The sequence below is a fragment of the Lactobacillus sp. WILCCON 0059 genome (genome assembly GCF_057197985.1).
Window position 1 is genome coordinate 141,543 of the sequence record NZ_JBUBHN010000001.1, and the last position, 11,974, is coordinate 153,516.

The window sequence follows — 11,974 nt, forward strand, 5'->3', positions numbered from 1 at the left end:
AAAAATGAGTGAAAAAGACGTAACGATCATGCGGGACGGCCTCAAGTTGGCCGCTAAGGTATCAATTCCAGACAGTGAAGAATACGACCTGGCCATCCTGGCTTACGGTTTTGTGGGCATGATGGACCCGAAGGTCAACGATTTGCTGCCAGTGATTGCGGAAAAGCTGCAGGAAAAGGGCCTGGCTACGGTCCGCTTTGACTTCAACGGCCACGGCTTAAGCGAAGGTCCTCTGGACAATATGTCGATCTTCAACGAACTGGAAGACTACGAAGCAGTCATGAAGTATGTTTCGGGCTTGAAGGGCATCAAGAAGATCTACCTGATCGGCCACTCCCAAGGCGCGGTTTTGTCATCAATGATGGCCGGCTTTTACGCCGATAAGATCTCCAAGCTGGTGCTGATGTCACCGGCCGCAACCCTGGTTGACGATGCAAGAATCGGCACCTGCATGGGTGAAGAGTATGACCCTAACGTCGTACCGGACAAGCTGGACTTTGGCGACTTCAAGCTTAACGGCTGGTACTTCAGAACCGCCAAGTTCATCAACATTTATAACACCGCGGCTGCCTACCGCGGACCAGTCCTGGTTCTGCACGGCGAAGATGACAAGATCGTCAATAACTACGCAGGCCGTCACTACCAGGCCATCTATGATAACTGCGAATTCCACTTGATCTCGGGCAGCGACCACGGCTTGCACCAAAACCGCGATGAAGTCTATGATCGCGTTTTGAACTTTTTGACTGATTAATCCTTTGAATTATGTAGGCTGCTGTTTGGCAGCCTATTATTTTTGAAAAAATGGGTGAGAGCAATGAAAATTTTTACTAAAAAAATCGGCGACCGGGGCGCCAAGGCCAGTTACTACATCCAAGAAGCCGACGCGTCAGTTGATGAAAAACGCAAAGCGCCTTTCCTAATCATCGTGCCGGGCGGGGCTTACTGCTACACGGCCTGGCGGGAGAGAGAACCAATCGCCTTTGAGTTCATCAGCACAGGTTTCTCATGTGCCATTTTTGACTACGCGACTGAGGGAGCAGAATTTTTTGATGGAAATCATGACTATAGCCGCGATCCAGTCAGTGCATTTCCCAATCCCTTGATTGACTTGGCAAAGCTGGTTGCTGAAGTCAGAAGACATGCTGAAGAATGGCAACTCGATCCGGAAAGCATAAATGTGATTGGCTTTTCAGCCGGTGGTAACTTAACGGCTCAGCTGGCTGCCTACTGGCAGACTCCTTGGCTGGCCAAGCTGACAGGCTTGAAAGCAGAACAGATGCGGCCAGATTCAGTAGGCCTTTGCTACCCGGCTATCAAGATGGTCGATTTGAATAATCATAATATTGCAGTTTTGAACAAGGTCAAGGTTAGCGTGGACTTGATCAATTACGCGGCAACTGGCTTGGACCAGTCAGCTGAAAGAATTGCCATGATCAACTTGGATCAGGCAGTGACCAGCCAGTTTCCGCGGACCTTCATTTGGGGAACGACGGAAGATTTAAACTGTCATGTTGGGGATGCGATTAACTTTGCCGGTGACCTAGCCAAAAATAAAGTTCCGTTTGAGTTCCATATGTATCAAAAGGGCAATCACGGAATGTCCTTGGCAGACAAGCGGACTGATGGCCGGCCAGATCATTCTCTTAGCGACCCGCAAGCTGCTTCTTGGACAAAACTCTACTTGGGCTGGCTCAGTGAGAATAACTTGTACCACCTGTTGTAAAACAGACACAAAAAATATTTTAGGATCGGAGTAATACTATGTTCTACAAAAGCCACTTTGGCACCATTTTGACTTCTGTATTGTCCATGTTCATGGGCCTGGTGATGGCCATCTTTATCATCATCTTGAACCACCTGCCATTCAACTGGGTTAACCTGTTTGAATTGACTGCGGAAATCAACTTGATTGTCTTTTTCTTCAGCTTGTTCATCCCTTACAACGCCTGGGGTGACTGGTTTGCCGGCCTCTTCCACTTAAAAGAAGGCACGGTTGCCTTCAAGCTGGTCCAAGGGATTATCCCTTCCGCCGTTTTGAACACGCTCAACACCTTTATCTGTACTGGTGCCAGCATTTTTTACAACGAGTCTATCCCTAAGGCAGCGCGGATGACCGCCTACCTTAACGGCTGCAAGGAAGCCTGGATCCCATGCTTCATCGTATCCTACATCGCTTCTTTCGCGGCTGTCTGGCTGGGCAAGAAAGTTGCGGAAAAATACGTCAAGTAATTGCCAATAAAAAATAAGATCATGAAGGAGCAATTTTCCTTCATGATCTTTTTGTCTCTGGCAAAAATTATTCTCCCCGCCAGCCGGCAATATCCCAGCTGGTGAAGTCATAGTCCAGTTTCTTCTTGTAGATTCTTTCGTAGGCCTGGACCTTCAGCTTGTAATCTTCTTCCATCAAGCGGCTGGCATTCTCGCTGGCCGTCTTGGTCGGGTCCGGGTAAAGCACGTCCAGAACATGTACGGTGTACCGGGTCTGGTAGAAGTGCTCGTTCTTCTTTTCCAATTTTGGCAGGTCCTGGATTTCCACAAAAGTCGAAATCACCGGCACGTTGCACTTGGCCGCGAAGTAGTAGGCTCCGCGCTGCGGCTTGCGGGGCTTGCGGTAGTTCCACCACATCTCCTGCTCCGGGAAGATCAGGACCCAGTGATCCTGATTAAAGGCGTGGTTCAAGTGCTGGATGAATTCCCGGCCCAGGTAGTTGGGACTCTGGGTCAAAGGAATTGAACCCATATTGTTCATGATGTAGGAGAAGAAGCCCGGCAGCTTCAAGTTGGTCTCCTCAATCACGATGTCCATCCGCCGGTGGGCCTTTTGAGCCAGGCGGTTAACAGCCAAAGCGTCGATCTGGTTGAAGTGGTTGGCGGTCACGATGGCCCCGCCTTTTGGCAGGCCACTCAGCTTATCTATACCAGTTACCTTGGTTGAACCAGAAATCGTCTTGGTCAAAGCCTGCAGCAGCTCGTGGCCCACGGCCCCGTCAAATTTTGTCTTGACCTTGTCTTGCTTTTGCCAAAAGTCTTCCACCAGAGCCAGCTTTTCCTCGCTGGTCATCATTGGATCGCCGATTTCTGTCTTGGCGGTAAAGTTCCGTTCGTTCGCGGCCTGCTTGATATTGTGAATCACGTCCAGGCGCTTGTCACCGATAATCATCTTATTCTCCTTAGTTCCTTACAGGGTAACCTTGACTTTCTGTTTCACGTGGAACCAGTTTTGCGGATCCTGCAAAATCTGGCCGACCATGTCGACCATGCCCTGCATCTTGGCCAGTTCGTCCTTCCGGTCCTGGTCGCTGAAAGCAGCCAGCTGCTTTTGCAATTCTTCGTAAAAAGGCGTCTCTTTTGCAGCCTGCCAGAAGTAGCTGCCGTACTTGACTTCTTCAAAGTGCCAAGGCTTGTAGAAGAGGTTGTAGTGGATCAAGTAAGGGCCGGCCATTTCCTGGTCAAAGTCGTTAGGCATGGCGTCCCAGCGTGGGTCCAGCAATTTGATCCGGCCAGAGCAGATCTCGTTTAAGTAGTCCTGGTCAGGGGCGATCGAGTTGAACTGGTAGGTCGACAGTAGCTGCAGGAACTTGTCTAAAAAGCCTTCTTCCCGCATGGCCTGGCAGTTCATGACCAAAACGCCGGAGTTGACGTATTTGTCCGGATCGATCCCCAGGCAGTCTCTGATGTAGGTCTGCAAGGGCTCAATGTAGTGGACCGACTGGTCATGGCAGGCAGCGACCAGGTTGTTTCCCAATTCCGTCTGGTAGAGGCCGGCGATGTCGGCGTTCACGACCGTGTCAGCATCGATATAAACAGCCTTGTCGTATTCGGGGAAGAGGTCCGGGATGAAAAGGCGGTAGAAGATCGACAGGGTGAAGAAGTCGGCCCGGAGATAGTTGCCCTTTTTATTTTGGATTTGGGCAAAAAGCTGGTCATCCAGCTGCCGGAAGATGATCTTGACATTGTCTTTTTCAAAAGCAGCCAGGGCTTGCTGGTTGGCTGGGCTCAATCCCTGGTGCAGGATGATGATTGTGTAGTCGTTTTGACTTCCGGCGTTTTTCGCCAAAGAGCTCAAAGATACGGCCAGGTAGGGGGTAAAGTCGTCGCTGATGGTGTAAAAAATTGGAATCGTCATTTCTTTCCTCCGAAAGCAGTCTTGCTCTTTTTGTCTTACAGCTGGTCCTTCAGCTGCAGGTATTCATTGAGCAGGTCGTCATATTCGTGCAGGTTGAGCACGCTGTGGACCCGTTTCACGTCCCAAGGCTTGACCGTCTGGGTTCTGAAGTAAGGGAAGAAGCGGAAGCTGGTGGTAAAGTGCTGGATGACCGTGTCGTCCTGGAGGGCGTATTGCTCATTGTACTTGCGCGGGGCAATCCGCTTTTCCTTGGCCAATTTGTTGATGGCCGTCTGGTCAGGCAGGAACATTTTCTGGACCTGCATCAAGTGCCGGACACGTTTAAAGAGGCCAGTCCGCTTGATTTCCGGCATGTTCAAAAGGAGGACCCCGGAATTTAGATAGTCAAAAAGCTTCTTTTGATTGTGGAAGAAGAAGCGGCCGAAGTAGTCCAGAACCCCAACCAGTTCCGTCCCGGCCAAGTCCTGAGTGTAGAACTGGTCAACCGGCCGGCGGATGATCACGTCGTCATCCAGGTAGAGGATGCGGTCGGGAATCTGCGGCAGCTCGTCGGCAAAAAGCCGGAGCATGGCATATGGGGTGAAGCGGGTGCCCATGTTGGCCGTCGGCGGCTCCTTGATGAAGTTTTCGGTGCAGTCGATCAGTTCCAGGCTGCTGTTAGGATTGTCAGCCACGATGAGAGAACGGATGAAGTCAGCCGCGTGCTGGCTGAAGGGCTTAAAGGACCGGTGTTTGCTGTGGGCCTTCATGGTCAGGATGTAGACGTGAATTTCCTCGCCGCGCTCGGCTTTCAGCAGTGATAAAACGGCAATCAGCACGCCTCTTTCAGCGTTGTGGTCACCGCAAAAAAGAAAGTTCATGATTCTGCCTCCTTTTTTAGTAGAAAAAATCCTATTTCCTACTGTCAATTTTAACATACGAGCAATACTCGCAAGTGCTCAGTTTTGCCCGCTCCCGCATGCTTTGAGCAATTTCATCATGCAGCTTTTCCTGGGCCGCCTTCTTGCCCAAATTCTTGTCCGGGTAAAAGGGACCGTCGATGTAGACCGTGATTTTCGGCCGTTTTCTCCAGCGGCAGGGCTGGTAGGTGGTCGTCATGGCAAAAGCCGGGGCCTTTAAGCTGACCGGGAAGTTGAAGCTGGTCGCCGGGAAGGGGCGGATCTTGGTGTAGTAGGGCCAAAGGTGGGCTTCCGGGTAGATGACGATAGCCGCCTTCTTTTCTTCATAGGCGTACTTGACGTCCTTGAGCAGGCTGATGGACTGCTTGATGTTTTTCCCGACCGGCAGGCCGGCCACGGGAATTACGTACTTGCCTAAAAAAGGAATACCCCAGTTGGCCTGGGCAGCCAGGGCATAGTAGCGGTAGGGGTTGACGATGGTCATGGGGGTGAAGGGGTCACCCAGCATCTGGGTGTGGTTGCCGTAGACAAAGTAGCCCTGCTTTTTAAAGGGGCGCAATTTTTCCTTGCCTTTGACTCTGACCAATAAAAAGAGGCGGGAGTAGAGCCAGGCAAAGGCGCAGGCCAGGCTGCGGACTAAACCATTCCAGATTCGCCAGCCAAATCCCTTCCGGAAGACCTGATAGTCGTCTGGGAGTTGGAAGTCCTGCTGGGCAGAACTGACCAGGTCCTCGCTTTCGCTGTGGTAGTAGTAAGTCTTTTTACTCATAAAAAGTCCCCGCTTGCTGTAAAATAAAAAAAGCACTGCGAGTGCAGTGCTTAGGGATGATGGGTCGTCAGGGGATCGAACCCTGGACACCCGGATTAAGAGTCCGGTGCTCTGCCAGCTGAGCTAACGACCCGTGTCAACCAACACTTTTATTATGCCATAAATCTCAGCAAAAGCAATCTCCTTTTTTACATTAATTGTAATTTTTTTAATTTCGCGAACAAATCAAGTATAATAGGGACAGTGAAGGAGGTCTATGATGCCTAAAAAAATTCTCGTCGTTGACGACGAAAAGCCGATTTCCGATATTATCAAGTTTAACTTGACCAAAGAGGGTTTTGATGTAGAGACCGCTTATGACGGCGAGGAAGCTGTCGAGAAGGTTGAAGAATACAACCCTGACTTAATGATTTTAGACTTAATGCTTCCGAAGAAAGACGGGCTGGAAGTAGCCCGGGAAGTCCGCCAGACCCACGACATGCCGATCATCATGGTTACCGCCAAGGGCGGCGAGATTGACAAGGTCCTCGGCCTGGAAATGGGGGCGGACGACTACGTGACCAAGCCTTTCTCCAACCGTGAGCTGGTGGCCCGGGTCAAGGCTAATTTGCGCCGCCGGGACATCGTCAAGAAGGCAGTGGAAGTCAACCAGCAAAAGGAAAAAGAACAGGAAAGCAATGATATCCAGATCGGCAACCTGCTGATCAAGCCGGATGCCTACCTGGTCGAAAAGAATGGGGAAAAAATCGAACTGACCCACCGGGAGTTTGAGCTGCTCTATTACATGGCCCAGCATATGGACCAGGTCATGACCAGAGAGCACCTCTTGCAGACGGTCTGGGGCTACGACTACTTCGGCGACGTCCGGACGGTCGATGTAACGGTTCACCGCTTGCGGGAAAAGATTGAAGACAACCCGGTCCGGCCGAAAATTTTGGTCACCCGGCGGGGTGTCGGCTACTTCGTCAAGCAGCAAACAGAAGAATAATTTTCCAGAGCCACTGTTTGAGGTGGCTTTCTTTATGTGGATGGATTAATGAAGAAAGATAAAAAAGCACGCAAAGAGAAAGTGAAGAGAGAGAAGACCCACCGGCTTAAACGCCTGGTCAGCTCGATCCAGACCAAGATCGCCCTTATCTTCATGCTCCTTTTGCTGGCCACGATTGAAATCATCGGGGCCTACTTTACCCGGCAGATGGAGCAGACCAGCATTGACAACTTTCAAACCACGATTCAGCTGCAGTCGATCGTGACCGACCAGTTGACTACCCAGCTGGTCAAGAATGGCAAAAGCGCTGACCGGAAGATGAATCAGATCATCACCGACTACAGCAATGACGCGATTTCTGAGATCCAGGTCGTGGACAATAAAAACGTGATCCGGGCCGTGTCCAACCTAAATGACAAAAACCGGGTGGGGCAATTGTCCAACAATGGCGATATCCGGGAAGTGATCAACTCCGGCCAGCAGAAGACCCAGATCACTAGCGGCCAGAAGGGCAGCTTCATGGTTCAAATCGTGCCCCTGACCAGCGGGACCAACATCGTTGGGGCAGTCTATGTCCGGGCCAGCATGGCTGACGTCTTCAACAACTTGCGCAACGTCTCGATGATGTTTTTGACGGCCTCGCTTATTGCCGTAATCGTGGCGGCGATTGCCTCCATGTTTATTTCCCGGGCAATAACCCGGCCGATTGAAGAGCTCCGCCAGCAGGCCATCCAAGTGGCTGACGGGGACTACTCGACCCAGGTCAAGATCTACTCAAATGACGAACTGGGCCAGCTGGGGGCGGCCTTTAACACCCTCTCAGCCAAGATCGAGCGGTCCAATGAGCAGTCAGAATCTGAGCGCCGGCGGCTGGACAGCGTCCTGTCCCACATGACCGACGGGGTGATCGCGACTGACCGGCACGGGAACGTGTCGATCATGAACCAGATGGCCCAGGACTTCCTGGACATCAAGGCCGAAGACGCGATCAACAAGCCGATTTCCCAAGTTCTGGGCCTGGGGGACGAATACACTTCCCAGGACTTGATCTCCAACCAAAGCGACATGCAGGTCACGGTCAATGCCGGTACGGATGATGAAATGATCCTGCACGCCAGCTTTACCTTGATCAAGCGGGTAACGGGCTTTGTGTCCGGGGCCGTCTGCGTCTTGCACGACGTGACTGAGCAGATCAAAAATGAAGATGAGCAGCGGCAGTTCGTTTCCAACGTTTCCCACGAATTGCGGACTCCTTTGACCAGCGTCCGGGCTTATATTGAAGCCTTGAATGAGGGGGCCTGGAAAGATCCAGAGATTGCCCCGCAGTTTTTGGAAGTCACGCAAAAGGAAACTGAACGGATGATCCGGATGGTCAATGACCTTTTGGTCTTGTCCAGAATGGACCGGGGGGCCACCAAGCTGGAACCGGAATGGGTCAACTTTACCGACTTTGTTGCCCACCTGCTCAACCGCTTTGACATGATTGTCGAGCATGACCAGGGCGAGGCCCAAAGCGATACCAAGGAATACGTGATCAAGCGGGACCTGGGCAACCAGGCCCTGTGGGTGGAAATCGACACCGACCAGATGATGCGGGTGATCGACAATATCATGAACAACGCCATCAAGTATTCCCCTGACGGGGGGACCATTACGGTCCGCTTGACCCAGAACCAGAACCAGATCCTGCTTAGCATCAGCGACCAGGGGCTGGGGATTCCGAGAAAGGACCTGGGCAAGATCTTTGACCGCTTCTACCGGGCAGACAAGGCCCGGTCCCGGGCCCAAGGCGGGACCGGCTTGGGCCTGGCCATCGCCAAGGAAATCGTGACGGCCCATGGCGGCCGGATCTGGGCTGACAGCCGGGAAGGGCATGGGTCAACCTTCTACATTGCCCTGCCATATGAACCAATGGATGAGGAGGATGAATGGGATGAAGTTTAAATTCAAGTTCAAATTCAATGATTTTCTCCTCCACCTGGCGACCTTGACCGTGATTTTGATCTCAATCGGCCTCTGGGTCACGGTGATGACCAGTGACCAGCGCTTCAGCCGGATCAGCAATGAGTCTTCTTCGCAGAGTTCGGCCTCTTTGACGACCCACTACCGGAATATCCAGACTTTTTACGCGCCGGGCCAGACCTATGTCTTTCAAGACGGGGTCCGCTACCAGGTGCATGACGCCAAGCGGAACCTGCCTTTGAAGTTCGTCCAGTACTTGGAAAAGGTCAAGCTGGGGGTAATTGAGAAGGTATCGGATGATTCTGCCGATTACAAGAAACTGCTGGATGACCAGAACTATATCATGTTTGCCTACCCGGACCAGATCAATTTCACGGTGCTTTTAGGCAAGAAGCAAGCCAATTCCAGCCTGCAGTTCAACCGGGTCTTTGTCCCGGCCAAGAGCAAGATTCGCTATCTTTACTTTGGCAACGACAGCGGCAGCCGGGTTTACCGGGTGAAGATCAAGTCTGGCTCTTTTCAGCAGCTGGTCAAGTACGTAAAGAGTGCTCAAGACAAACAGGAGGTCAGCTTCCTGCATTTGAAGAAGCTTTATGTGCCTTTTTATGCTCAAGCAGTTAAAGTTAAGGAATACAGCTATCTCATCAGCTACCAGTCCAGCAGCTACTATGCCTCCAGGCTTCTGGGCAGCAGCTACCGCAAGTCGGTGGCCAAGAATGGCCGTACGGTCTACACGGCCGGCTATTCCAAGCGCCTGCAGATTCCTAAGGAAGGCAAAAGCAGTGACCACCAGTATCTTTACCAAAACTATCTGACCGGCCAAGAGCGGACGGCCACGCAGCGAATGCTGGAAAGTGCCGCTTATGTCAAGCAGCTGGGCCTGGCTGAGCAGGACCTCCGCTTTTTTGAAAGCAGCGGCAAGACGGTGGCTTATATCAACTATATTGAAGGTTATCCGATTTTTGCCAATGACACCCTGGCCCAAACCCAGGTGACCATGGGAACGGAAACGGTCAGCGTGGCTTTCAGCAGCATGAACCTGCAGATCCCGATCCCTTATGACGGGCAGGCCAAGACCCTGCCTAAGACCGCGACCTTGCTTAAAGAGCTGGACAGCATCGGCATCAAAGAAAGCGAAATCGAGAGGATCACCATCGGCTACCATATCAAGGCCGACAAGAAGCGCAGCGACTTGATCACTCTGGTGCCAACCTACTTTATCAAGGTAGGCGGCAGCTGGAACAGCCTCGCTGGCTGGAAGAAGGCTAAGGCCGAAAATGCTGATCTTTTGATTGACGGATCCAGTTCCAGCAGTTACTCGTCTTCAACTAGCTCCAGCCAGTCCAGCAGTGAGGCAAGCTCAGCTTCCAGCTCAAGCGGCAGCCAAGCGGGCAGCCAGGCTCCGGAAAGCAGTCAGGAAGCGTCTTCCAGCAGCCGCAGCCAATCAGTGTCTGAATCCAGCTCAAGTTCCAGCAGCTCCAGCTCAAGTTCAGCCGTATCATCAAGTTCAGTCAGCTCAGAGGAGGAAGAAAACTAATGGATCATCGCAAAATTGAATGGCTTTTTCTGATCCTCTTCTGCCTGGTCGACATTTACCTTTTGATTGAGCTCTGGCGGGCACCGGTCACTTTGACTTCTTCAACCAGCTCAGTGACGACCTCGACCAGCTTGAAGGCTGAAATGAAGTCGGACAATATCACGGTTCCCTCCCTGTCCAGGAAGGGGGACTCGGGCTACTACCTGGCCACAAGAAGCAAGAGCGACTTGAAAGAAGCCGCCAAGAAGCTCAGCAGCGACGTGTCCACCAGCTATGCTGAAGGGGACAAGACCCTGTACGCGACTATGAAAAACGCGATTTCGCTGGAGCGGATGACGGTAAGTGAATTCAAGAATGACAAAAATTACGTGCTGCATGGCAAGCAGTATGTTTATGCCAAGAACCTTTCCAGCAACAGCAGCTACGTTTACGTGCAGAAGTCCCAGTACGGGCAGGTCTACAGCAGCCTGGCCCAGCTGGTGGTCAACGTCAAGGACAAGAAGATCACGGGCTACTACCAGACCTATTTGAGTGACTTGACCAGCGTGCGGGAATTGCAGGCCACCATCAGCCCCTGGCGGGCAGTCACTAACCTCTATACCACCCGGGAACTGGCCGACAACTCCCGGGTGATGCAGGTCAAGCTGGGCTACACCAAATTGACCGAGGTCCGGGGCAGCGTGATCTTTGTCCCGACCTGGCTGGTCTGGATCGAAAACAAGAGCAGCAAGAGCAGCAGTTTGAAGCGGGTCAACGCCTTTAATGGCCAGCTTTTGCAAAACAGTACATTGGATGATTAAGGGCAGGAAGGGACAAATTTGCAATTCGCGGTATTATCAAGCGGATCAGCGGGCAACTGCAGCTTGCTGATGACTGACCAGCACAAGATTTTGATGGACGCCGGGCTTTCGGGCAAGAAGACCAAGGAGCTTTTAGCCAAGGTAGGCGTGGCGATTGAAGACCTGGACATGGTCTTTTTAAGTCACGACCATGGCGACCACAGCGGAGGAATGGGGGTCCTCATGCGCCGCTATCCCCAGCTGAACGCCTTCAGCAACACGGGCACCTGGAAGTACCTGGAGGAGACCGGCAAGATCGGCCGCCTGCCGGAAGAGCAGATCAATGTGATTGAGCCGGGCCAGACCAAGTGCTATGGGGACTTAGAAGTGACGGCTTTTGCCACCAGCCATGACGCGGCTCAGCCCCAGTACTACGTTTTTTCCAGCGGGGGCAAGCGCCTGGCCTGCTTGACGGACACGGGCTACGTGTCTGAAGAAGTCGAATATGAGATTCAAGACGCGGATGCCTATTTGCTCGAGTTCAACTATGACGACTTGATGCTGAGAAGCGGCCCCTATCCCTGGAGCCTGCAGCAGCGGGTTCGGTCAGATCACGGCCACCTGTCAAACGAGCAGGCGGCTGAGACTCTGGCCAGGGTTATCAGTTCTAAAACCAAGCATGTTTTCATGGCCCACCGCAGCCAGCAGAACAATTTGAACTATTTGGCCCGGGACGTGGCGGAGCAGGTTCTGGCGGAAAAAGATGCCGACGTCTCCAGTGACCTGGAATTGCACGATACCGAGCCGATGACGCCGAGTTCTTTAATTAATTTATAATACGAGGGCTTTAAAGCTTTTAATACGTTTTGTTCATATATACTTCAAAAAGCTTGGATATGATAATGACAACG

At 52.1% G+C, this 11,974-nt stretch carries 12 protein-coding genes and 1 tRNA gene; 8 read left to right on the forward strand and 5 right to left on the reverse strand.

The window, feature by feature from the left end; all coding sequences use genetic code 11:
* Nucleotides 1–4 precede the first annotated feature (4 nt).
* From ACYVUT_RS00690 to ACYVUT_RS00700, 3 genes are all read left to right on the forward strand, one after another.
* Complete coding sequence (locus tag ACYVUT_RS00690; protein ID WP_484499648.1) at nucleotides 5–754, forward strand: alpha/beta hydrolase; 750 nt, start codon at nucleotides 5–7, stop codon at nucleotides 752–754.
* Nucleotides 755–817: 63 nt separating this feature from the next.
* The gene (locus ACYVUT_RS00695; RefSeq protein WP_484499649.1) at nucleotides 818–1,726 is read left to right on the forward strand and encodes an alpha/beta hydrolase; all 909 of its coding nucleotides are present in this window, start codon (nucleotides 818–820) and stop codon (nucleotides 1,724–1,726) included.
* A 38-nt stretch (nucleotides 1,727–1,764) separates the two neighbouring features.
* Entirely contained in the window at nucleotides 1,765–2,232 is a 468-nt protein-coding gene (locus tag ACYVUT_RS00700; RefSeq protein ID WP_484499650.1) for a hypothetical protein, read from the forward strand.
* A 67-nt stretch (nucleotides 2,233–2,299) separates the two neighbouring features.
* On the opposite strand, the gene ACYVUT_RS00705 is transcribed toward ACYVUT_RS00700, so the two are convergent.
* The 5 genes from ACYVUT_RS00705 to ACYVUT_RS00725 all read right to left on the reverse strand — a co-directional run bounded on the left by ACYVUT_RS00705 (nucleotide 2,300) and on the right by ACYVUT_RS00725 (nucleotide 5,930).
* Nucleotides 2,300–3,163 carry a lysophospholipid acyltransferase family protein gene (locus ACYVUT_RS00705; protein WP_484499651.1) on the reverse strand — a complete coding sequence of 288 codons (864 nt, stop codon included), beginning with the start codon at nucleotides 3,161–3,163 and terminating at the stop codon, nucleotides 2,300–2,302.
* A gap of 18 nt (nucleotides 3,164–3,181) precedes the next feature.
* A complete protein-coding gene (locus ACYVUT_RS00710; protein WP_484499652.1) occupies nucleotides 3,182–4,129 on the reverse strand; it encodes a glycosyltransferase family 8 protein in 948 nt (315 codons plus the stop codon).
* 35 nt (nucleotides 4,130–4,164) lie between these two features.
* Entirely contained in the window at nucleotides 4,165–4,989 is an 825-nt protein-coding gene (locus ACYVUT_RS00715; protein WP_484499653.1) for a glycosyltransferase, read from the reverse strand.
* 31 nt (nucleotides 4,990–5,020) lie between these two features.
* Nucleotides 5,021–5,797, reverse strand: a complete 777-nt coding sequence (locus ACYVUT_RS00720) for a lysophospholipid acyltransferase family protein (RefSeq protein WP_484499654.1) — start codon at nucleotides 5,795–5,797, stop codon at nucleotides 5,021–5,023.
* 60 nt (nucleotides 5,798–5,857) lie between these two features.
* Nucleotides 5,858–5,930, reverse strand: a tRNA-Lys gene (locus ACYVUT_RS00725).
* A 126-nt stretch (nucleotides 5,931–6,056) separates the two neighbouring features.
* Between ACYVUT_RS00725 and yycF the strand changes: the two genes are divergently transcribed.
* Genes yycF through ACYVUT_RS00750 form a run of 5 tightly spaced genes read left to right on the forward strand, consistent with a single transcriptional unit; the run spans nucleotide 6,057 to nucleotide 11,900 of the window.
* A complete protein-coding gene (yycF, locus tag ACYVUT_RS00730) occupies nucleotides 6,057–6,785 on the forward strand; it encodes a response regulator YycF (RefSeq protein WP_270448343.1) in 729 nt (242 codons plus the stop codon).
* A gap of 48 nt (nucleotides 6,786–6,833) precedes the next feature.
* Entirely contained in the window at nucleotides 6,834–8,729 is a 1,896-nt protein-coding gene (gene walK / locus ACYVUT_RS00735) for a cell wall metabolism sensor histidine kinase WalK (RefSeq protein ID WP_484499655.1), read from the forward strand.
* Nucleotides 8,719–10,284, forward strand: coding sequence for a two-component system activity regulator YycH (yycH, locus tag ACYVUT_RS00740; protein WP_484499656.1), 1,566 nt, complete (start codon nucleotides 8,719–8,721; stop codon nucleotides 10,282–10,284). The genes walK and yycH overlap by 11 nt, the downstream gene beginning before the upstream one ends.
* Nucleotides 10,284–11,084 carry a two-component system regulatory protein YycI gene (locus ACYVUT_RS00745; RefSeq protein WP_439776153.1) on the forward strand — a complete coding sequence of 267 codons (801 nt, stop codon included), beginning with the start codon at nucleotides 10,284–10,286 and terminating at the stop codon, nucleotides 11,082–11,084. The genes yycH and ACYVUT_RS00745 overlap by 1 nt, the downstream gene beginning before the upstream one ends.
* An 18-nt stretch (nucleotides 11,085–11,102) precedes the next feature.
* Nucleotides 11,103–11,900, forward strand: coding sequence for an MBL fold metallo-hydrolase (locus ACYVUT_RS00750; protein WP_439776163.1), 798 nt, complete (start codon nucleotides 11,103–11,105; stop codon nucleotides 11,898–11,900).
* The last annotated feature ends 74 nt before the right edge of the window (nucleotides 11,901–11,974 follow it).